The organism is Chitinophaga sp. 180180018-3, assembly GCF_037893185.1.
In the GTDB taxonomy this organism is placed as follows: Bacteria; Bacteroidota; Bacteroidia; order Chitinophagales; family Chitinophagaceae; genus Chitinophaga.
Map to the genome: position 1 here is coordinate 1,792,284 of NZ_CP140772.1, position 23,399 is coordinate 1,815,682.

13 protein-coding genes are annotated in these 23,399 nt (G+C 47.8%); 12 read left to right on the forward strand and 1 reads right to left on the reverse strand.

Going from position 1 to position 23,399, the window contains the following annotated elements:
• The first annotated feature begins 66 nt into the window (after positions 1-66).
• From UNH61_RS07245 to UNH61_RS07285, 9 genes are all read left to right on the forward strand, one after another.
• Positions 67-1,059 carry a FecR domain-containing protein gene (locus UNH61_RS07245; protein WP_326991471.1) on the forward strand — a complete coding sequence of 331 codons (993 nt, stop codon included), beginning with the start codon at positions 67-69 and terminating at the stop codon, positions 1,057-1,059.
• Positions 1,060-1,281: 222 nt separating this feature from the next.
• Positions 1,282-4,719 (forward strand): TonB-dependent receptor, encoded by a 3,438-nt coding sequence (locus UNH61_RS07250; RefSeq protein ID WP_326991472.1) that lies wholly within the window; start codon positions 1,282-1,284, stop codon positions 4,717-4,719.
• A 25-nt stretch (positions 4,720-4,744) separates the two neighbouring features.
• Positions 4,745-6,466, forward strand: coding sequence for a hypothetical protein (locus tag UNH61_RS07255; RefSeq protein ID WP_326991473.1), 1,722 nt, complete (start codon positions 4,745-4,747; stop codon positions 6,464-6,466).
• Positions 6,467-6,474: 8 nt separating this feature from the next.
• Positions 6,475-7,635, forward strand: coding sequence for a hypothetical protein (locus UNH61_RS07260; RefSeq protein ID WP_326991474.1), 1,161 nt, complete (start codon positions 6,475-6,477; stop codon positions 7,633-7,635).
• Between the two features lie 7 nt (positions 7,636-7,642).
• A complete protein-coding gene (locus tag UNH61_RS07265) occupies positions 7,643-8,665 on the forward strand; it encodes a fasciclin domain-containing protein (RefSeq protein ID WP_326991475.1) in 1,023 nt (340 codons plus the stop codon).
• 9 nt (positions 8,666-8,674) lie between these two features.
• Positions 8,675-9,844: a fasciclin domain-containing protein gene (locus UNH61_RS07270; RefSeq protein ID WP_326991476.1), complete on the forward strand. Its 1,170-nt coding sequence runs from the start codon at positions 8,675-8,677 to the stop codon at positions 9,842-9,844.
• 27 nt (positions 9,845-9,871) lie between these two features.
• The gene (locus UNH61_RS07275) at positions 9,872-10,849 is read left to right on the forward strand and encodes a fasciclin domain-containing protein (protein WP_326991477.1); all 978 of its coding nucleotides are present in this window, start codon (positions 9,872-9,874) and stop codon (positions 10,847-10,849) included.
• A gap of 25 nt (positions 10,850-10,874) precedes the next feature.
• A complete protein-coding gene (locus UNH61_RS07280) occupies positions 10,875-14,135 on the forward strand; it encodes a TonB-dependent receptor (protein WP_326991478.1) in 3,261 nt (1,086 codons plus the stop codon).
• A gap of 24 nt (positions 14,136-14,159) precedes the next feature.
• Positions 14,160-16,331, forward strand: coding sequence for an IPT/TIG domain-containing protein (locus tag UNH61_RS07285; RefSeq protein ID WP_326991479.1), 2,172 nt, complete (start codon positions 14,160-14,162; stop codon positions 16,329-16,331).
• 101 nt (positions 16,332-16,432) lie between these two features.
• Here UNH61_RS07285 and UNH61_RS07290 read toward each other — a convergent pair whose 3' ends face one another.
• Positions 16,433-17,014 (reverse strand): sigma-70 family RNA polymerase sigma factor, encoded by a 582-nt coding sequence (locus UNH61_RS07290; RefSeq protein WP_326991480.1) that lies wholly within the window; start codon positions 17,012-17,014, stop codon positions 16,433-16,435.
• 159 nt (positions 17,015-17,173) lie between these two features.
• Between UNH61_RS07290 and UNH61_RS07295 the strand changes: the two genes are divergently transcribed.
• From UNH61_RS07295 to UNH61_RS07305, 3 genes are all read left to right on the forward strand, one after another.
• Complete coding sequence (locus UNH61_RS07295) at positions 17,174-18,196, forward strand: FecR domain-containing protein (RefSeq protein ID WP_326991481.1); 1,023 nt, start codon at positions 17,174-17,176, stop codon at positions 18,194-18,196.
• Between the two features lie 263 nt (positions 18,197-18,459).
• Positions 18,460-21,717 (forward strand): TonB-dependent receptor, encoded by a 3,258-nt coding sequence (locus UNH61_RS07300; RefSeq protein WP_326991482.1) that lies wholly within the window; start codon positions 18,460-18,462, stop codon positions 21,715-21,717.
• 22 nt (positions 21,718-21,739) lie between these two features.
• Positions 21,740-23,392, forward strand: coding sequence for a RagB/SusD family nutrient uptake outer membrane protein (locus UNH61_RS07305; RefSeq protein ID WP_326991483.1), 1,653 nt, complete (start codon positions 21,740-21,742; stop codon positions 23,390-23,392).
• Positions 23,393-23,399 lie beyond the last annotated feature (7 nt).

Here is a 23,399-nt window from a genome sequence, read left to right on the forward strand (position 1 = left end):
CGGTAAGTATGATTGATGTAAGTAAACAAAACTGCTTTTGCTTGCTGTTCATACAATCATATTTTCATGCAGGACGAGAACAAATTAAACAGGCTCATAGAAAAGTATCTTACCGGCAATGCTACACCGGAAGAAGAAGCGTGGCTGAATAGCTGGTTCGACCAGTTGCATACGCCGGCTCCGGAGAATGAAGAACAACGCAGCAGTGCCGCACGCCGGCAACTGGGCGAAAGGATCTTTACCACTGTAGAAGAAAATGTGAAGTTGTATGAGCAGCAGCAACAGCAGATAATACCAATACGTTCATCGCGCAATATGAGATGGCGTATAGCCGCTTCCGTTATTTCGGCTGCACTTGTAACAGGTGGCGGATGGTTGTATAAATCGAGAATACAGACACGCAAACCGGTGGCCCGGATGCTGGATTTGCGCACGCAGGAAGGGCAGCTTTCCAAAATCGTATTAACCGATAGTTCGGTAGTATGGCTGAATGCCAACAGTCATCTGCGCTATCCCGAGCAATTCACAGACAACAGGACAGTATACCTGCAGGGGGAAGCGTATTTTGATATTCATCAGGATCCCCAACACCCCTTTATTATTGAAAGTAGTGGTTACCGCACACAGGTGCTGGGTACCGCTTTCAGCATCCGTTCATATGCCGCTCCCGGTAGCTATAGAGTAACGGTAGCATCCGGAAAGGTGGCCGTTTTTAAATCAACCGACAGTAGCAGGGTTGCCTTCCTGACTGCTGACCAGGAGTTGCGCATAAACGGAGATGCAGGCACGCAACAGGTAAGAAGCGTACATGCCCAGGCCATGATGTCATGGAAAGAGGGCAGTCTGAGCTTCGAAAAAGATTTCCTCTCTGAAGTGGTGATATCCTTACAGAACCGTTACGGCGCCACTTTTTCCTTTAGAAAAGCACAGCTGAAAAATATGGAGATCAGCGGCACATTTGATCATTCCCAGTCGCTGAATGATATCCTGAAGATATTAAGCAAAGTATATGGTCTGCACTTCAAAAAGCAGGCAGATGGTATTATCAATATTTCCTGATCTATTTAAAAACAACATAATGGAAGAAAGATTTACATAACCATGCTAAAAAAACCGGATGACGCAAGCGTACCCGGTTTAAGGTGCGATGCTGATGATACCAGGCCTGAGAAACCGCATCATCGCGTCGCTGTCATTAACTAACCCGAAGGATTAACTAATTAACAAGGTAAAAGTATGAATTTTTTCCTGGGGAAACCCTGTGCTTATTTAAAATGGGTTATGCGTATCTCCTTTTACGTATTGGTGTTTTCAATAACCGTCACTAACCTGATGGCCAGTGTGAGTTCCAAAGGCCAGTCAGTTGAGCGGATACGTATGTCGGCCGATTTCAACGGCCAGCCGCTCAGAACGGCGCTGGAGCAGTTATCCGCCAGATCCGGTGTCAGGATCTATTTTAATGATGAAAAGGTAGATAAATTAAAACATGTATCCCTGCATGCGGACGATGCGCCGCTGCTGGAGATACTGGATAAACTGCTTGCCCCGGCGGGAATGGTGGCGCAGGTATATGGTGAAAACAAGATCACTGTGGTGCCCGTAAGCGCTATACCTCCGCCGGTAAAGGGAGTAGTAACAGACAAAACCAATGGCACACCGCTGCCGGGCGTGGGAATCCGTATAAAAGGCCATAGCACTGGTGTTATAACGGACGGAACAGGTCATTTCAGCATCAATATCCCCGAAGAAGGGGCGGTGCTGGTGATTTCCTATATCGGTTATCAGCAACAGGAACTGAAGGTAGCGGCCGGTACTGCCAGTTTGCAGATTGCACTGAAACCCTCCCGTACCCAGCTGAACGAGGTACAGGTACAGGCGCGCCGCAAAACCAATACAGAAGCCTCCGTACTGGCAGAAAGAAAAGCTTCTGCGATTGTGCAGGACGCCATTTCCGCTGCCAATATCGAAAAAACGGCCAGTATTACTACTACCCAGGCACTGCAACGTGTGTCGGGCGTAACCATCACAGACGACAAGTACGTGGCTATCCGCGGTTTAGGCGACCGTAGCGTAATTGGTCAGCTGAACGGCGTACGTCTTGCCTCCTCTGATCCGGATCGCAGCGCCATTCCGCTCGACCTGGTGCCTGCAGCTTTGCTGGATAATATTACCATCTATAAAACCTATACGCCCGATAAACCGGCCGATGCGGCTGCGGGTATTATTGAGCTGAAAACCCGTTCTGTTCCTGATTCTGCGGTGCTTAGCATCGTGGCGCAGACAGGGTTTAATTCCAATATCGGATTGGGAGGAAAAGTGAACAGCTTCAACAATGCAGATCCGGGATTCCTGGGCCAGAAGGTGAAGAACGCCGGGTTATCGTCCGATTTCATCGCCCTGGGCCAGCAGTATCCGGGCGGATTTTCGCAGGTACAGTCCATGATCGCCAATAGCGGAAATGATCCGCAGATCAAACAGGAAGTGAACCGTATCAATAACATCATGCATGGTTTTGATCCGGTGCTGACCACACGCTATGCTCCTGCTAAAATGAACCAGATCTATTCCGTTACTTATGGAAATAGCTTCAATGTTTTCCGCAGGCATAAACTGGGTGTGATTGCCGGTGTGAACTACTATCAGCGTTCTACAGATATCCACGGCGGCGACCTGACCCAGTGGAGCATCTACCAGGGTGTGCTTACCGGTAACAACCAGGTAAACAGTTCCCGCATTATTCCTAACTACATTACACCTAATAACATCAACCTGGGTAAGTATATTTCCTATAAGGAAAATACCGGTACCTCCACACTCAACTATGGCTTTCTTGGAGGGCTCACTTACCGCTTCAACCCTCGCCACGAGATAAGCATGCAGTATATGGGCAGCCGTGGCGCGGAAGTACAGGCCACTAACCTGTACGGTGCGTATGAGTATACCGGTTTATCCGGAGATGTATCCAACATTGTGTATTCACTGAAACGCAGCTATCGTACCCTCAATACCTTTAACCTACAGGGGGAACATAAGCTGATAGCAGGTGAATACTCTCCCAGGTTGAGTTATAATATAGCTACCTCTACTTCCAGCCAGGAAGATCCGGATTACCGCTTCGTAAACCTGGCGGCATACCGCCCGGTAGGCGGAGGTACTATTACGTTGCCCGGTACCCTGCCTAATTCTACCATCATTACCGGCACACCGGTATATTATTCCCTGGTATCGGGGTATGTAAATGGATACGGTCCGTATGGTATCATCCAGGCCGATCCGAATGGCCGCCGTTACCGCAACCTGACAGAAACCAACTATAACTATAAAGCCGATCTGACACTGCCTTTCCGCTTTCTGGGCAGGAAGCAGGAATTCAAGGGCGGGGTGAACTACCTGTTCCGTGATCGTAAGTTTACAGAGAATGTATTGTCGCTACCCGGCTCTAATTTCTCTTCCACCGGCAACCAGGCATTGTATACCGTTCATGGTAACCTGGATCACCTTGTAGGCTACGACCAGATAGGAGTTAAAATACCTTCCGGCGCTACCGGAGAAGGTCAGCCGGCTATCGGAGGTTTCCTGTACAATGCACAGAAATCGCCGAACAATTATAAAGGCTCTTTCGAAACCCGTGCTTTCTATGGCATGCTCGATCTGCATCTGCTCGACAATCTCCGTGTTACAGGAGGGGTTCGTTTCGAGATGACCGATATACGGGCAGCAGTAGATACTTCCGGCGTTTTCCTGGATCCATCGCTGACCACGCCTAATCAGGATGGGAAGACGGTGAAACTGGTATTTACTCAACCCAATTCAATTTACAAAACTGATTATAATCCCTATTATTCCCTGAACCTTACCTATACCCTGCAGGAGAACATGAACTTCCGCCTGGGTTACAGCACCACGCTGGCAAGGCCGGAGCTGCGTGAAATCACCAACGTGTTTGAATTTGATCCGTTCCAGTTTGCGCTGGTAGTAGGTAATCCCAAGCTGGTGAATCAATCAACCACCAACTACGATTTCCGCTGGGAATGGTTCTCTAACCCGGGTGAGGTCTTCGCTGCTTCTGCCTTTTATAAGCAGATCGATCATCAGCTGACGAAAGTGTATTCACAGAATTCTTCCGGCCTGGATGCCCGTTTCCCGGAATTCCCTGCCATCCGTTTTGAGAATGATCCGAACAGAGGCCAGGTATACGGTATAGAGCTGGAAGTGGTGAAGAACCTGGGCCGCCTGTGGTATCCGCTGAAGAATTTCTTCCTCGGTTCCAACCTGTTGCTGGCACAGAGCGAAATCAAGAAATCACCCGAACGGCTAAACGATTCACGTATAGTAGACCGCCGCGCACCTTCCAACAGTCCGCTGTTTGAACAGGCGCCTTATTCCATCAACGCATACCTGAACTACAACAACCCGCGTACCCGTACAGACATGACGGTTACCTTCAACGAAGTAGGCGAACGCCTGATACAGATCAACCTGACCGGCGAACCGGATCTGTACAGCAGACCCGCGGCGGTATTGGATTTCGTATTCAGCCAGTATCTCACCAAAAGGCTGCAGCTGAAAGGTTATGCGAAGAACATACTCAATCCTGCGTGGAGAGAAGTATATGCTAACCCCGGCACCGGAGGTAAGTATTATGGAAATACGTATATCCGTCGCAGTTACTACAAGGGCACAGAGTTTATGCTGGGTCTGAATTATAATATTTTCTAAAGGGATTGACAGTAAAATGAAAATGATGCAACCTGTAAAATGTTTTCTGGCAATACTACTGCTTTCAGGACTTTGGGCCTGTAAGAAAAGTAAATCTGACTACCTGTACCAGGAGCAGCCGCAAATGCCGCCGCTGACAGGATCTACGGTCAGGTTGATGAACATGGGGCGGAAGGCTACCGAGCTGGCTATTAATGGTACGTTGCTTACCAGCCTTGTACAGCCTAATATAGAGGGATATTTTACGGATGCCCGGCCTACGATTTATTTCCAGAACGGCCGTATGGGATCAACGTATACTATTCCTCAGAAATTTATCCGGCAGGATGGAACGGCGCATATCAAAATCGGTCAGATGATCTATGGCACTCCTTCGATGATATATCCTAAGGAATTTGATATTCATGAAGATGTAAATAATCCTACTGACTTTTACAACGTGCTGTATGGATCACATACAGGAACAGAAGTGCTGAGCACCGATTCGTTATTTGCCATTCCCCGTTCAGTGTCACCGCCGGCGAATCCTGAACATTTCAGGATACGTTTGCTCAACCTGAGTTCTTCTCCTGACGGCGCATCGCTGCAGGGTAATATGACGCTGGTATTGGCAGATGGAACGAAAGTGAGCGCTGCTACCAATAGTGTGGTACCGGGTAAATACTCTGATTACATAGAGCTGCCTTACGGAACGTACCAGTTTAAAGTGATGACGGACGATGGACGCGTGCTGCCGGCAACAAATGTAAATTCAGAAGAACAAACTCCGGATGTTAGTCCGACTACCGGATCCATGACAATTGGTAACAATCCGATAATTGATACCAGGTTAACGTATGCGCCTATACGTGCTTTTCAACCCGGTGGAGTATATACCATCCTGGTAAGTGCTAACATGTCGTTCGCCTATGCAAGCCCGGGAGGTTCCACTTCTACTCCGATTGCACTGAACAGCTACAGAGTCATTGCTGATAACAAGGAATCGCTGAATATCACCTATGGCCGTTTGCAGGCTGCGAACGCTATACCAGGTACAGCTGTTTCAATAAACGTGGATAATGCTCCGTTGAGCGAAGCTGGATTAGCTTATGCAAAAGCATCTGCCTACAAAATTCTGATGAATGGTGTACATACGGTAACCCTGAATGACGCCAGCGGTAAAAAACTGGCAGAACAGCAGGTCACTATTAATGGCAGCGACAACTACACTGCGTGGGCATATCCTGACGAGAACGGCCAGCCTGTATTAAAGGTGGTGGCGAATAATCTCAGTGGTAATTTCTACATCGGCAATAATAAAGGCGACGATGGCAGCAACGATCAATACACCGTTTCGATGCCATTCAAAGTACGTTTCCTGAATCTCTCCACCGATGTTCCTGAATTGACATTTACAGAAGCCAACGGCGCGCTGCTTTCGGGGTACCTGACCTTTAGCGGCACCGGAAGTCAGCATCTGGGAAGGGGATATGTAGTTACTGATCAGCCATATATTCTCTTTGGCGTGCTGCTGGGGATCAATAGACTGATGGCGTATGCTTCAAAACCAGGCATTTTGCCCGGCGATTGGATCAGGGAAGTACCGCAGCTGAAGGGTACGGATTTCGTTGCCCGTCCGGAGTTATATAACGGTAACATACCTGCATTCGAAACAGGCGTGTATACCGTAGCGCTGACAGGCAGCTTACATCCTAAGAACCCGGGTGATGCGCCAGCGAAAATGATCATCATCAAGCATAATCAATAACGACTATTATGAAGTGTGTATATAAAAACAAACGGAATATTATTTGGGGATATATAGCCGTCGTTGGTTTATTGATGGCCGGCTGCCGTAAAACGGATTTCCCCGATGTCAGCTCGCCGGCTTACCTCAGGGTATTCAACTGCCTGACCTATAACGTATCAATCGACAATAAAGATGCTCCGCAACCCTTTATGACTATGTTGATAGATCCTCAGCTGGATGCTTCGGGGGTACCGGTAGGCGCTGATGTAACATTCGATTTTCTGGCAACAAGAGGACCGCTGGCGAGGCCATATCCGGATGCAGGTAATACTGCATTATGGCAGAAAGAATTCCCGGGTACGGCAAAGATACCGGTGGGGCCTATTGTAAACGGATACGACCTCTCTGGTTACGGAATGGTTAAAAGCGGAAAGCACCGGTTTCTGTTTATGGCCCGGCCGCGCAGTAGCGATCCGTTTTACACATTGCCGGTGAGCGCAAGAAAAAAGGTATTGGCAGATACCACTGTTAACCTGGATCAGGGTGAGATTTATACCATGAACATCCTGGAGAAATCGGTGCGTACCCGTGAAACAGGCGTCTATCTTCGCAAGGAGCTGTTCACCAAAATACCGCTATCAGATTCTTTGGTATATACCAATTTCTACAATCTTAGTTCGGAAGGGTATGCGCAAACTTACGTATTTGACGAAAACAGCGGCAACGTTTGTATCAGGGACACCATGAATATTTTTTATTCGCTGTACGCTAAAGGAAGGGCTATCCCGGGATTTACGAATGTTTTCACAGGAGGTATAGTCAGATCCCAGGATCCGGTAGTGCATCCTTACAACAGCTTCCCGCTTTTTCCTGATTCAACCGCCAGTCACATTTATGCAGGCACCGCTGGTCAGCTGTTTAATATCCTGAGCCCTGGAACTCCGCCGGATCAGGGCTTACAGTCTGGCACCGCTAAAGGTTCTTATACTTCGTTTGCGCTTGGACCTGAAGCACCGGTAGCAGTATTTAACCTGGGAGGCGACGTGCGTACAGGAATGGTTATCACCGTTTATTCCGGTATATATAACCCACGGTCATTTGCCACTATCAATACCGTAGAGTATGTGAACGGCAATATGTATATCACTACGCTGCAACGCCGCTATGATCCGCCAATCTATAAATAATTCAACCATGAGAAGAAATTTCATTTTTTATATAACGCTGTTAATGTTGCTGGCGGGCGCCTGTAAAAAAATAGATGTTACAGAAGATAACCACACCAGTGATATACGCTCGGTTGGTGACTTCGTTCGCAATAACTATGATCTCAGCCTGCTCAACGCTGCATTACAGAAAACAGGTTTCCTTGACAGTCTGAATGCGGAAGGGCCATTCACCCTGTGGGCGCCGGATAATACCGCGTTTAACAATATTGGTATTATGAAGCCGGAAGACTTTAATGGGATGAATGCCGACAGTCTTCGTACCAGCCTGAAGAATCTGGTGATAAAGGATCGCTTATACATCGCCAATTTACCTACACAGCTGGATAGCCGGTATCCCTGCCTCGGTGGTATGCAATGCTATTTATCCGTAGGTGTGATTGGTACTAACCCCGATGCATTTCCTGTTACATTCAATGGTAGCTGGATATATGATGCACCCAAGCGGAATCTGGCCATGAAGAACGGGGTAATACATATCATGAAGGCAGTACCAAAGTATCGGGAGCAAAGTACCCAGGACTTCCTGGCAGCAGATACGAGCCTTTCCCTTTTCGTAGTGCTGCTGAAGAAAACCAATCAATGGGATACGCTGAAAACAGCCGGGCCTTTTACCATTTACGCACCGGTCAATGCAGCTTTCCTGAATTACAACCTCACCGCCGACAGTATTAACAAACTGGATGTAAGCCGTTACAACCCACTGGCATTTAATATTTATACGCTGGGTTTGAAACCACACCATATCCTGATGGGTGATTTCGGGGTAATAGGTGCCTACAGTGAGAAACTGAATCTGGGTAGCGGTTATACCATGAACCCTGGCTTCTCATTCACTTTATGGGCTCCCAATGGTCAATGGGGATATCACGGTCCGAACACCGTTACTATTGCTGATGGTGCAAAAGGGCAGGATATCATGGTCACAAACGGTGTGATAAACCACCTCAACAATATCCTGCTTTATCCTGATTCACTTTTAATCAAGTAAAAACCGGAAATGATGAAGAGAAAATATTTCATATATACGTTTACGTTATCGATCCTTTTCCTTTCTGCGTGCCGGCTGAAAGATGCGCAGGTAACACCGGTAGGTAAGCCTATCGAGTACAGCGGTCCGTCATTGCTGATCAGGAAACTGCTGGATAGTACCAATCTTACTATTTACAAAGCGATATGGAAGAAGGTAAACATGGATTCCGTGATTGATGCAGGAGGATACCAGGCTTATACCCTGCTGGCGCCTTCGGACGATGCTTTTACAAAGGCGGGCATCACTGCTGATAAAGTGAACAGTATACCGGTAGAACAACTGGATACGCTGCTGCTTTACCATGTGTTGGATACCTGGTTATCAGGCATTCAGTTGAAGCAACTGAATGGGAGTAACAACATGAAGTCGCTGCTGAGACGTATAGACTATCCCGGGTATTACAGTAACAATCCTTTTATCTATTATCAATACCTGGGGCTTCATGGCGGCAAGCTGATGGTAAACGGGAAACCACATCCGCTCAACGCGCTGGAGGCTACTAACGGAACAATTTACATACTGGATGAAGTATTGAAGAAACCGGAGCAGGATATGTATGAGTACCTGGGCAGTAACCCTGATTTCTTTTACTTTATGGAATCAGTCCGGATTAACGATAGTATTTACAAGACTTCCTGGGCAAACCCGCAACTGACAAGGTTGCTGCAAACTACCTCCGATCATCGTTCGTTTACGCTGTTTGCGCCCACCAACAGGGCCTTTCAGCAAAGTGGTTTTAAAACCGTTGATGATATCCGTCAACGAGCACTGTTGTACCCGGTAGATTGGGCACATTATGACAATAACAATTACTACGTGTACCCGACCACGTCGATGGACACCGTACTTTCTGCCAACCACCTGGATTATAACGGAGGAATGCGGGTGAATTACCCGTTGGTGCTCTTTTCGAATGATCTGACAGACAATCCCTCCCTGTCAGGGTTTCAGATTAGTCCGGGTTCGCAATATCACGAAGGGCCTCAGTTTATCAGGCTCAATTTCACCAGCAGTAATGGCGCCATCATGGTAAAACAAACCGGTTCAGCACTCCCGGCCCGCAAGCTGGTAACCACTGACCTGTTGCTCCGCAATGGTGTTATACATGTGATCGACGACGGATTGTTCATGCCATAAGCCTCATACATAAAAGCATATAGTAAGATGAAGAAGAATATTTTGTTTTTTGCGTCGATGCTCTTATTGTTTTCCTGTAAGAAAGACGATAATAAGCCTTCGGGTTCCAGCCAGGACAGTAATAAGCTCCTGTATGTCATCGAGGATAATAAGTTCAATTTCTCCAATTTCAATACGGCACTGACGGTGACGAATTTCAATACAACGTTATTGGATAATGGACCGTTTACAGTGCTGATACCGGATAATAACGCATTTCAGAAAGCAGGCTATAATACTGACCAGGACGTGGCAAAAGAGAAAGGCGCCGTATTGGTGAACATGGTGAAATATCATACCCTGAAAGGATTATGGCAACTGGATAAGCTGCCGTTCCGGTTTAACCAGCCGGTGGTCACTTCTTCCGGTGCGCAGTTATTCATTACTCACTGGGTACATAATCAGGATACGGTAATTACTATCAACGGTACAAGGGTAACCGCCCAGAACCTGCCGGCCAGCAATGGTTTGATCCAGGTGATCAACACTGTGCTGAACCCGCTGACCCAGGATAAACTGAGCGATGCCATTGCAGCAGAGCCTTCGCTGACTTATTTCAATGCCGCCTTGCAACAGGCAGGATTGAAAGATCTGTTGAAAGGAGATGGACCGCTGACCGTGTTTGCCCCCAACAACACAGCATTTATTGCAGCAGGCTTTCTTACCACCGACAGTATTGCACAAACAAGTCCGGCGGTGCTGCGTAATATGCTGCAGTTTCATATGCTGGCCAACCGTCGCTTTGTATACGACTATGTATTGAGCACCGACAACTCCAATCAATCCCTGCAGAATATGCTTAATAGCAGTGCTACTACTGTGAACCTGCAGAACTCCGGTAACGACTATACGATTACTATACAGGGAGCCGGGAATCTGCAACCCGCACAGGTAGTGAAACCTAACGTGCTAACCAATAACGGCGTATTACATATCATTGATCAGGTGCTGGCGGAAAATTTCTGATGCGTTCACTAAAAAAGATCCGAAAATGAAAAAGATATATACATTATTGTGCCTGTTGTGTTTACTGTTGACGACGCAACTGAAGGCACAGGAAACCAGCGGGCGGCTCGATGGGCGCGTGCTGGACGGTAAAGGGCAGCCTGTGCCCGGTGTGACGGTGCAGGCTGTTCATACGCCAACGGGTACACGTTATGGTACCATTGCAGGCAACGATGGGCGTTATCATCTCGCCGGACTTCGTATAGGTGGTCCGTATACCGTACAGGCCACTATGATGGGCATGGGCACTCAGGTCCGGGAAGGTTTGCAGATCCGCCTGGGGGAACCGTTGCAGCTAACGTTGGTGCTGGAAGACTCTAAGAAGCAGTTGTCGGAAGTGGTGGTGAAAGGCGCAAAAACCGTGAAAGCGAATACTTACGGAGCAGGCCAGAATATCAGTGGTGCACAATTGAAAAACATGCCCACCATCAACCGGAGCATACAGGATATGACCCGTCTGGTACCACAGGCTTCCAAGGATAACTCTTTCGGGGGTACGAATTTCCGCTACAACAACGTAACGCTGGATGGCGCCATCAACAACGATGCGATTGGCTTCAGTCCTTCTGTGGGAGGGATTACCGGTACCTCCGGAATGCCTGGTTCCAGCACTCATACCAACCCGGTATCGATGGATGCGATTGAAGATATGCAGGTATACCTCGCGCCATTCGATGTGAAGATTGGTAACTTCACCGGCGGTAGCATCAATGCCGTAACCCGTAGTGGTACCAACAACTTTACAGGCTCCGTATACGCTTTCGGCAGAAACGCCGCTATTACGGGTAAAGACAAAGCTGGTTCGCTGGGTAAGATGAACAGCGACTTTTACGATTATCAAACAGGTATCCGCATCGGATTTCCGATCATTAAAGATAAATTGTTCTTCTTTACGAATGAGGAAATGACCGGTCGCCGTGATCCGGCACAGCTCATGGCAGGCCAGTCTGAAACAGCGCAGATACTGAGCGTAAAAGACGAACAGGATATCCGCAACGCTACCCTGCAACGCTACGGTAAAGCATTTGATCCGGGAACAGGTGGTGCGTTCAACGCCAGCAGCAGTTCGAAGAAGTTCTTTAACCGCCTCGACTGGAACATCAACGACCGGAATCAGCTGTCGATCCGCAACAACACCATCCTTTCTGAAGCAGTGATCATGGACCGCGACCAGGCCGATTTCCGCTTCACGAGCATGGCGTATAAACAAACCAATAACCAGACCTCTACGGTAGCTGAACTGAAAACCCGCATCAATCCAAAGCTGGCGAACAGCCTGGTGGTGGGTTACACTGTGGTGAACGACAAACGCGATCCGCAGTCGGATCCTTCATTGCCACAGGTGCAGATCATGGGCCGTACACCCGGTACCACTATTTACCTGGGTACAGACAGGGAGGCCGCCATTTTTAATATGCAGCAGCGCACCTGGGAAATTACCGACAACCTCACCTGGTACAAGGGAAAACATACTTTCCTGTTTGGTACACACAACGAATTGTATCATATCAACTATGGTTTTGTGAACAGCTGGAATGGCCGTGTGGATTACCTGAGCATTGATGATTACCTGAATAATAATCCGTGGAGAGTAAGAGGAAGTTACAATTATACTGATAACAGCAGGGACTATATCATGGCACATCCGCAGTCGTTCAACCTGGATATGTTGAGTGCTTATGCACAGGATGAGATTCAGCTGACGGATAAACTGAAGATTACTCCCGGAGTGAGGGTGGATTACACCTTACTACCGGTGAAGCCTATACTGAGCGATAAAACCAGAACAGCTATCCAGGATGGATACCTGGGAACTACCTATTACTATACACCTTTAAACCAGATCAGGAATAGTTATTTTAACCGGGTGCAGATCTCTCCGCGCCTGGGATTTCGTTATGACTGGCTGGGCGATCAAAGCCTGATCCTGCGCGGCGGTATCGGTATGTTTACCGGCAGAATTCCGCTGGCATGGCTGGCTTACGCCTACTACAACAATGGCGACACCTATGGCGCATTCGATCAGAAGGCCGATCAGCAGGCATTTGTAAAAGGTACCGATCCGCTTAAACCCAGTGGTAATGGCATCGGTGGATTCATCGGGCAGAACGGAGCGGTGCTGAATAACAAGAACAGCGGTAAAACGCAGGTAGATGTCGTAGATAACAACTTCGTGATGCCGAAAGTACTGCGTACAAGTCTGGCTATGGATTACACTACTCCAACCGGATATAAATTCACTATTGAGGGTATTTATACCAAGAGTTTGAAAGATGTGATGTTCCGGCAGGTGAATATCAAAGACGATCCGCGCTATTATGGTTATGACGTGAACCAGGTACAGCCGGTATTCAGCGGTAACATTGACCCGCGTTTCGCCAATGCTTATGAATTAAGCAATACCAATAAAGGATACAGATATAATGTAACAGGAAGCATCAACCGCAATTTTGAATTTGGTTTGAATGCAGGCGTTTCCTATACCTATGGAGAATCGAAGGATGTATCCAACGGTATTCGTAACTCCATGGAAAGTAACTGGCAGCTGAACCAGGCATTGAATCCCAATAACCCGGATCTGGCATACTCTAATTTCGATATCCGTCACAGGATCGTAGTACATGCCGATTACCGGAAAGCCTGGGATAAGAAGTGGGTCAGCAGTTTTTCGCTGTTTGTGAGTGCACAGTCCGGCTCTCCGTTTAGCTATGGTATCGTGAACAACAGTATCCAGGGATTGCCTCAGCAGGTGAGCCTGGTGTACATACCACAGGCTTCAGAGGCAATCCGTTATTTCCAGGATTATACAGATGCTGCCGGCAATGCAGTAACAGCCGCAGCACAGGCAGATGCCTTCAATCGTTTTGTGGATGGAAATGCTTATCTGCGCAGCCGCAGAGGAGGTTTTACAGAACGTAATACCGGTCGTACGCCATGGAATACACAGGCCGACTTCCACTTCGCGCAGGAGTATCATTTCTCTGCACGTCCGGGTAGCAGCTATCTGACATTTACGCTGGATATCATGAATCTCACTAACCTGTTGAACAAAGACTGGGGCAGGGTTTACTTCTCTCCCAATACCTTTAACTCAACAGCCAGTGTGGGATTGACGCCATTTTATCCCGGCCGTCAGAGTAAGGATAACTACCCGGTATATATGTTTACCGATCCGGGTAAACCGTACTCCATCGATTTCTTTAGCTCCCGGTATCAGTTGCAGCTGGGGATGAGGTATTCATTTTAAGGTATCAATGTCAAACCAAAAGCAATGAAGCAATTTTTATTTTTCCTGACATGCGCCGTGGTATTGCTGGCAGCTTGTAAAAAAGATCATAAGGAAGCTGCCGCCCCGCTTACTGTTTCGGGATTTTTGCCCAACAGCGGTAACCCGGGCACGGTGGTGACTATACGAGGAACAGGATTCAGCAGTACGCTGGATGCAAATGAAGTATCATTCAATGGTGTAACCGCCAGGGTGATGAGTGCCAACGATACTGTACTGATTGTACAGGCGCCGGATAAGGGCACTACAGGCCCGCTGACGGTAAAAAACGGAGAGCGTAAAGTACAGGCGGCTGCCTATACTTATCAGGCATTGAGCATACATGGTATATCACCTGCCAACGGACCGGAAGGAACCAATATTTATATTTCCGGTGCCGGCTTTGCCGGTACTAATGGTCCGGCTACGGTTACTGTTAACGGGCATTCCGCCATTATTTCCAATTCGAACGATACCCTGCTGGTAGCTATTGTGCCTGCAGGGGCAGGAGCAGGGGCGGTAGAAGTAGCAGTTAATAATACCCATGCTGCCGGCCCGGTGTTTAATTTTCAGTCGATCACTGCTATCAAGCCTGTTAAAGGCGGCGCCGGCACCAAAGTGATAGTCACCGGTACCGGATTTGATCAGACGCTGGCAAATAACCTCGTGGCATTTAACGGAACCGCTGCAACAGTGCTGAGCGTAACCCCCACATCAATGGTGGTGATAGCGCCGGATAATGTAAGAACCGGCCCTGTTTCCCTGACCGTAAACGGCCAGAAAACGGCTGGTCCGGTGTTCACGCAGGTGCCTGCTCCTTCTATCAAAACAGTAGCACCGCTCAGTGGTCCTGTAGGCACTATGGTGACTGTACAGGGTGATAATTTCAGCGAACTGCCTGAAGAAGATTCTGCCTACATCAACGGTACTGCAGTTCGGCTCCTCAGTGTAGCTAAAAATCAACTGACATTTACTGTACCCGCGGGTGCTACTACAGGAGCCATCAAAGTAGTGGTAAATGGTCAGCAGGTAACTGGTCCTCAGTACACCGTTCAGGCGTTGGGTATTTCACAACTATTGCCTGATAATGGTCTGGAAGGATCTGTTATCAGCATCAAGGGAACAGGATTTGATCTGTCGCCAGGCAATAATCATGTAAGTGTAAACGGTGTTGCATTAACAGTGAACACCGCAACAGATACCCTGCTCACAGTAACTATACCGAATGGTATTACCACTGGTGCAGTGAATATCACTACCGGCAGCCTCTCGGCTACAGGACCTGTTTTCCGCAGGGCAGGAGTAAGTACTTTCTATGCCGGCTATATGGTACAGAAAAACCCGCGTGGTATGGTGGTAGACAGCAAAGGCAACGTATACATCGGTAACCACGAGTTTATCTACAAGATTGCTCCGGATGGCACTGGTGGTGTGTTTGTAGGTAGCGTCAGAGGTAATGTGGATGGTGTGGGTACGAATGCACAAATTGGTCTGGCTTACGGACTGGCTATCGATGCGCAGGATAATATCTACATGGCGGATGCTATATACAACAATATCCGCAAGATATCTCCGGCAGGCGTGGTCACTACGTTCTTCTCCAACCTCGATAATTCGCCACGGTATATGTCGATTGATGCCGCTGGTAATATTTACGTTGGTTCTGAATACAACGGTACTTACGTGATTAAAGCCGATGGTAGTCAGATTACGCAGGCCTCGAGGGGTGGATTCTCAACCGCCTTTACTTGCGCGAACGGCTATGTGTACTGGTCTAATACAGACGGAAATCTGGTACTCCGTTATAACATGACTACCGGCCAGTCGGAATTCTTCGCGGGTATGTGGGGCCAGAACGGTTATGTAGACGGACCGAAAGGAACGGGTAAACTCGATGGGCCATCTTCATTAACGTATGATCCGTTAACAGGTATTATCTATGTGATAGATGCGAATAACTATTCTATCAGAACTATTTCTACCGTGGATGCCACTATTGGTACCATCACCGGGTCTGGAGGAACTTATCAATCCGGTCAAAGCGGATATAAAGACGGTACGTTGACGGAAGCATTGTTCACCGTTGGACAAGGCTCTTCAATGGCGGTCGATAAACAGGGTAATATCTATGTAATAGAAGAATATCCTGGCAGGATACGGAAGATCACCCTCAAGTAAATGAGAATCCTATATGCGAAGAACCCGCTGATCATCTGGTCGGCGGGTTTTTTTATACAGCCTGGTATACGGGATCTGCCTGATCCGGACAACATCCGCTTTTAGCGGTAAAAAACCGTAGAGAGCGCCACCAGCAATAGTCCGTAGTCCTTGAATTCTTCCCGCATTACCTGCAGTGATTTGCCCATATGCTTTTCTACTGCTTTCACGGAAATGCCTAAACGCTGTGCAATTTCTTTATTAGACAGGTGATCCCGTCTGCTGAGGAGGAATACTTCCCGGCTGCGGGCTGTCAATTGATCCAATGCCAGTGCAAATCTTTTTTCCAGCAGCTTGTAGTCATAGGCATGCTCATTTTCTGCTGTTTTGGTAATAGGGAGATGTTGATGATGTTGCTGATGTAATAGTGAATTACGTAATTCATTGAAGATGCGGTTGCGCAGGGCACTGTGAAGATAGGCACTGAAATTTTGTATGCCCGTGAGTGTTGCGCGTTTTTTATAGAGGGTGGTAAAAATGTCCTGTATCATGTCTTCCAGCAGGTGTGGCACAGGAAATTTTTTGTATGCATGGTTGTATAGTGTAGCGGCATAGCGCTGATACAAGGTTTCGAAGGCCTTGTTATCATTATTCGCCAGTAATGCTATTAATGCGTTATCCTCTAATGCAATATACTCCGTCATGCGTACCACTTATGCCGGTCTAATTTTGGTGTCCGGCCGCCATAAAGCGCAAAAGATATAAAAAATGGGTGGTTACCGGTAAAAAAACAGAAAATTAATTTCAAAAAGGGGTAGGGTGGGTGGAGAATGCGGTGTCTATACCAGCAGACAACCAAAATAATGAGTGATCAACAACTGATTGGATTATTGGAAAAATACCTGCAGGGCCAATGTACGAAAGACGAACAAGCGGCGCTGGAATCCTGGTATGAAAACTACACAACCGCTCAAATGCCTGATAGTGGTGATGCACAGCCGGATTTGCCGCGCATGTACACCGATATTACAGATCGTTTAAAGCGGGAAGGAGCGTGGCAGGAAGACCCGGTAGCGGTGGTGCGTCGTACTTCGTTCAGATGGTGGAAGGTGGCTGCCGCCGCAGCGGTCGTACTGCTCGTGGCAGGTTCGGCGGTGTGGCTGTGGTTGCCCCGCGCCGACCGGCAGCTGGTGCTGGATACCCCCGAAGGCGTCCGGAAAAAGGTATTACTGGAAGACGGCACGCAGGTATGGCTCAATGTGGGTAGTCATCTCTCTTATCCCGCCAATATCGGCAGCAGCCATCGTGAGGTATACCTCCGTGGTGAGGCTTTTTTTGAGGTAGCCCAACAGGCAGCACATCCTTTTGTGATTCATACGCCTGATTTGAATGTGCAGGTACTGGGTACCCGCTTCAATGTAAAAGCTTACGACGGAGAAGGCAGCATTGAAACCACGCTGGTAGAAGGTCGTGTGGCCGTGAGCCGCAATGGTAACAGCCTGGTACTGGAGCCCGGCGAAAAAGCCATCCTGAAAAAGAAAACATCGTTAACCAATGCCATGGCGACAAACGGACGTATGGTAGATTGGGGCGATGTATTACTCATCGTGGAAAAGGTAACACCGAATGTAAGCAGTCAGCAGGTGAGCGAACTGGTATGGATGGACAACCGCCTGGAGTTTAAGGATAAAACATTCCCGGAACTGGCGCAACTGATGAGCCGCTGGTACAACCGTAAAATTATATTAACAGATACCTTCCCGGCAGATTATAAATTCAAGGGCACTTTTAAGAAAGAAACTGTCACTGACGTCCTGAAATTATTACAGGTAACAGCCGATTTTAATTATACGATAAAAGGAGATACTATTTACATACATCATTAGTCAACCAAATCACAAAACAGTAACACGATGAAAAACAGTACGCCGATTCCACCAGAACCTGTATAAACACACTCTTTCCGCCAAAAAAAAGAGGGAAGTGTCGCCACACCTCCCTTTTAAAAGCTAAACATGGAACGAAACAAGTAGTCCGTGCGGGATTTTTATTGTTTCAAATGTCTAACATTCAATTCAAATGTATGAAAAAAACGCTGTGTTTAAAAACAGCCCTTTCCAACTATTTAGTGAGAAAAACATTCTTGTGTATGAAGCTTTGCCTCATCCTCATTACGGCTTTCATCCTGCAGGCGCGTGCCGATGTGCACTCGCAGAGCCGGTTTACGCTTAACAGCAAGCAAATGGCGCTGCATAAGCTGCTGGAGTGGGTGGAAACCAGGAGCGATTACCGTTTCCTGTACAACTACAAAACCTTTCCGAAGGATGAAAAGGTGGATGTGAATTTCAAAGAAGCCACGCTGCCGGAAATCCTGGACCAGGTGCTGGCCAAAAACTTTCGCTACAAAATGTTGGAAGGTGGACTGGTAGCTATCTCTGAAAGTACAGCAGATATAACGGTAACGGGTAAGGTAATGGCAGAAAATGGCCAGGAGCTACCTGGTGTAAATGTGCAGTTGAAAGGTACCAGTAAAGGCACCGCTACGGATGTTGATGGTAATTTTAAAATGACCGTGCCGGAAAATGGTACCCTGGTGATTTCCTATCTCGGGTATGAAACCAAAGAAGTACCGGTAAAAGGAAATACCCGGTTAGTGATTAAGCTGAAGGCAGCGGAATCAGGCCTCAACGAGGTAGTGGTATTAGGTTACGGACAGAAACAAACCAAACAAAGTATTACCGGTGCGGTATCCAGCATACAAACAAAAGAGTTGAAACAAAGCCCTGTAGCTAACTTATCCAATGCCCTGGCGGGAAGGCTGCCGGGATTGATCACGGCGCAGCACTCCGGTCGCCCGGGTAGCGATGATGCGCAGTTGTTCATTCGTGGTATCAGCACTACCGGTGCCACTAACCCATTGGTGGTGATCGACGGGTTGCCCCGTGGCGACGCCAATATCGGGCAGTTGGACCCTAATGAAATAGAATCCGTTTCTATCCTGAAAGATGCTTCCTCTACTGCATTGTATGGTATACAAGGTGCAAACGGTATTGTGCTGGTCACCACCAAACGCGGAAAGGATGGTCCTCCCAATATCCAGGTAAATATGCAGTATGCGTTACAGCAGCCTACCAATTTTCCCCGCTTCCTCAGCGCTTATGAGTCAGGTGTACTGGAGAATGAAGCGGCTAAAAATGACGGCCTGCCGGCGGTATTTACCGACCAGGAATTAGAATATTATAAAACCGGCCTGAAACCATACGACTACCCCAATACCGACTGGTACCACGAAATGATCCGGAAAAATTCACCACAGAAAACACTGAATATTAATATCGGTGGCGGATCCAAATATGTAAAATATTTTGTTTCCGGTTCTTACCTGCGCCAGGAGCCGATCTACAACCACGCCAATGAAAACATCTACGGCATTAAATATAAATACGACCGTTTTAACTTCCGCTCTAACGTAGATATTACGCTGGATAAAAATACGGACCTGCAGGTGGACCTGGCATCACGCCTGGAAAACAGAACCAGTCCTTCCGGAGATCGTGGCAACAACGAATTTTTCTTCGTCGTGCTTTCACAAATGATCAATCGTCTGACCCCAGTATTTAATCCCAATGGGAGCATTGCCTCCGGTACCATGCGGGAAGACTTCTATAATCCGTATGGACTGGTTACCCGCAACGGCTACCTCGACGCCTACTGGCATAGCACCAATGGTAGTGTGGCACTGACCCGTAAGCTGGATTTTATTACGCCCGGCCTGAAAGTCAGAGGACTCTTTACTTTCGAAAACTACGGTGATATCAACTTTGCACTGGACCAGGAATTTGATTCCTGGCGTTATAAATCCACTCCCGGCGGTGATGGCACCTATACCCAACACCGCAAAGCTACCAGCTTACAGCGTTCTGGTTTTTCCAGCGGAGAAAGATATTACTACTATGACATGAAACTCATGTACGACCGGGATTTCGGTAAACATGCCGTCAGTGGTTTGTTCCTCTTTAACCGGAACTACCGCTCCCAGTCGGGCAACCTCCCACGGGTATACGAAGGTTATGTAGGAAGAATTGCCTATAACTATGCTACCAAATATTACCTGGAATTCAACGCTGGTTACAATGGATCGGAAAACTTTCCTCCCCGCAGACGGTATGGATTTTTCCCGGCCATTTCTGCTGCCTGGGTGATCAGCCAGGAAAATTTTATGAAAAACCAGCAAGCATTCAGCTTCCTGAAAATGCGCTTCTCACATGGGTATGTAGGTAATGACCAGGTCAACGGAGGACGTTGGTTGTATTTATCTGACTACTCCCGCGGCAGTGGATTTACCTTTGGTAGCGTGGCTTCCGGCGTAGGAGGCTATTATGAAAACAGGATTGGTAATCCCGCCATTACCTGGGAGAAAGCCGCTAAAACAGACCTTGGTATTGAAACCGGTTTCCTGAGAGATAAGCTGAAGTTTTCTGTAGACTTCTTTAATGAACTGCGTAAAGACATTCTCGTAGCAGCGCGTACGATTCCTGGATATATGGGTATCACGGCGGACCTGAACAGGAACATGGGACGTATTCAGAACAGAGGTATAGAAGCAGAACTGAACCTGAATGCCAACGCTGGCCAGGTAGGCCTGTTTGCAAAATTGAATTACCAGTTCGTGAAAAATAAGATCCTGGAACTGGATGAACCCAAGCTGGCCTATCCTTATCAAAGCCAGATAGGACTGCCTATTGGTTATGATCTGGGTTACGTGGCAGAAGGATTGTTCCAGAGCCAGGATGAAATCAATAAGAGCCCTAAACAAACCTTTGCCCCCTTGATTCCAGGTGATATCAAATACAAGGATCTCAACGGTGATGGCAAAATTGACGAGGCCGACAGAACGATGTTACCGATGTTGAATGTGCCTACCGGTTATTTCGGCGCCACTTTCGGTATTGATTATAAAGGGATGGATGTGAGCGTATTGTTCCAGGGCGCTACGGGTGGTCGTCAGATTTTCTCTTCACAGCTCACCGCCAACTACCGCGAAAGTTATCGTCCGATTCATGAAGGCAGATGGACGCCGGAAAATGCCGCCAACGCTACTTTCCCGGCCCTGCACCTTTCTGAAAGCAATATGTCTAACAACTTTATCAGCTCTACCTACTGGATTAGAAAAACAGATTATGTGAAATTGAAGAATGCAGAAATAGGCTATCGTTTACCGGCTCATTTACTGAAAAGAGTGAAGATAAAGAGCGCCCGTATTTATGTGAATGGCATGAACCTGATTTCATGGGATCACGTAAAAGACCTGGGTATAGATCCGGAATCCAATACCGGCGGACGTTGGGGCTGGCAGCCTTATCCGATTATGCGCATATATAATGCAGGTATTACCATCAATCTTTAATCACGGTAGATAAATTATAATGATGAAAAAGGTGTTATTTAAAACAGGGATTACTGCCGTAGTGATGCTGTGTGCAACTGCATGCAGTAAAAATTATCTCGACAGAAGGCCCAGTGACCTGATCACAGAGAAAGAGGTCTTTTCTAATATTGAAAATGCAGAAGGCTTTGTAAATGTGATTTACATGAGCTTGCCCAATATGTTCAAACCTAATTCAGGATGGGGCACGGGCAGTGCAACGGATGAAACCAACCAGAGTATCGACAACTCCGCTTCTTACCCGGATGCAGGTAATTTCAACACAGGGTCTATGAGTCCGTCGAATTTCCCCATGTCTGATTTATGGAACAGTTACTACGGAAAAATCCGCGCCTGCAATAAGTTCCTGGCGAACTATGACCTGGTGCCTGTAGATCCCAATTATCCTGAACGCCGCGGCCGCCTTAAAGGAGAAGTGTTGCTGTTGCGTGGGTATTACTATTTTGAGTTGATGCGCATGTGGGGAGGACTGCCTTTGTTGCTGACAGAAAAGAGCCCGTTCGATGACCCGGCGAGTATTTATTATAAACGTAACAGCATTGACGAAGTGACTGCCAGTATTCTGAAAGACTTGCAGGAAGCGAGTATGCTGTTACCGGTTACTTATGCCGACCGTCCCTCTAACTGGGGACGTGCCAGCAAAATGATTGCCATGGCGCTGGAAGGACGGGTACGCCTGTTTTATGCCAGCCCGTTGTTTAATCCCGCCAACGATGCCACCCGCTGGCAACAGGCGGCAGTAGCCTGCCGCGCTGCATTAGACACGGCTATCACCAACGGCTATACGCTGAACGATAGCTATAGTGATATTTTTACGCAGTATTTCAATAAGGAAGTGATCTGGAGCCGCCCTGCGCCCGGTGCTTTCGGTGATGGCGGTATCGACCGCGAAATGAATCCGCGCAGTGCCAACGGTTATGGTAACGTTACCCCTTTACAGGAGCTGGTAGATGATTACGAAATGAAAGCTACCGGTTTGCCGATTACCGATCCTAACTCCGGCTATATTGCACAACGCCCCTACGACGGAAGAGATCCCCGCTTTTACGCTACCATACTGTATCCTGGCTGTACCTGGAAAGGGAAGGTATTGGATCCCAATGGTGCGGATGCGCCACGTTCCGGACAAATTTCTACCAACTACTGGCCGCGTAAATACCTACTGCCTTCTGTGGACCTGTTTTCCGGTAGCGGTGGAAGCGACCGCAAATGGGTGCTGATCAGAACGGCAGAACTGTATCTCAACTACGCAGAAGCGCAGAATGAAGCGACCGGTCCGCAGGCAGATGTATACAATGCCCTGAACGCAGTGCGTGCCCGTGCAGGCATGCCTGCCTACAGCGGGGGCGATAAAACATCCCTGCGTGCTAAAATCCGCCATGAAAGAAGAATTGAGCTGGCGCTGGAAGATCATCGCTTCTGGGATGTTCGTCGCTGGAAAATAGCGGAGATAGTGGATAATAAAGCCGTTCATGGCGTAGCGGTTTCCGGTAGCGGTAACATTACCTATACCTATCCCGTGATCGAAACCAGGGTATTTGATGCGAAGAAAAACTATTGGTTACCCATTCCGCAAAGCGAGATTGACAAGGTGAGTGGCAATAATCCCGGCTTTACCCAAAATCCGGGCTGGTAACTGTAAC

Excerpts from the sequence above, each read along its gene's own strand:
- UNH61_RS07245 (WP_326991471.1), top strand. The coding sequence starts at position 67 with ATGCAGGACGAGAACAAATTAAACAGGCTCATAGAAAAGTATCTTACC.
- UNH61_RS07250 (WP_326991472.1), top strand. The coding sequence starts at position 1,282 with ATGCGTATCTCCTTTTACGTATTGGTGTTTTCAATAACCGTCACTAAC.
- UNH61_RS07255 (WP_326991473.1), top strand. The coding sequence starts at position 4,745 with ATGCAACCTGTAAAATGTTTTCTGGCAATACTACTGCTTTCAGGACTT.
- UNH61_RS07260 (WP_326991474.1), top strand. The coding sequence starts at position 6,475 with ATGAAGTGTGTATATAAAAACAAACGGAATATTATTTGGGGATATATA.
- UNH61_RS07265 (WP_326991475.1), top strand. The coding sequence starts at position 7,643 with ATGAGAAGAAATTTCATTTTTTATATAACGCTGTTAATGTTGCTGGCG.
- UNH61_RS07270 (WP_326991476.1), top strand. The coding sequence starts at position 8,675 with ATGATGAAGAGAAAATATTTCATATATACGTTTACGTTATCGATCCTT.
- UNH61_RS07275 (WP_326991477.1), top strand. The coding sequence starts at position 9,872 with ATGAAGAAGAATATTTTGTTTTTTGCGTCGATGCTCTTATTGTTTTCC.
- UNH61_RS07280 (WP_326991478.1), top strand. The coding sequence starts at position 10,875 with ATGAAAAAGATATATACATTATTGTGCCTGTTGTGTTTACTGTTGACG.
- UNH61_RS07285 (WP_326991479.1), top strand. The coding sequence starts at position 14,160 with ATGAAGCAATTTTTATTTTTCCTGACATGCGCCGTGGTATTGCTGGCA.
- UNH61_RS07290 (WP_326991480.1), bottom strand. The coding sequence starts at position 17,014 with ATGACGGAGTATATTGCATTAGAGGATAACGCATTAATAGCATTACTG.
- UNH61_RS07295 (WP_326991481.1), top strand. The coding sequence starts at position 17,174 with ATGAGTGATCAACAACTGATTGGATTATTGGAAAAATACCTGCAGGGC.
- UNH61_RS07300 (WP_326991482.1), top strand. The coding sequence starts at position 18,460 with ATGAAGCTTTGCCTCATCCTCATTACGGCTTTCATCCTGCAGGCGCGT.
- UNH61_RS07305 (WP_326991483.1), top strand. The coding sequence starts at position 21,740 with ATGAAAAAGGTGTTATTTAAAACAGGGATTACTGCCGTAGTGATGCTG.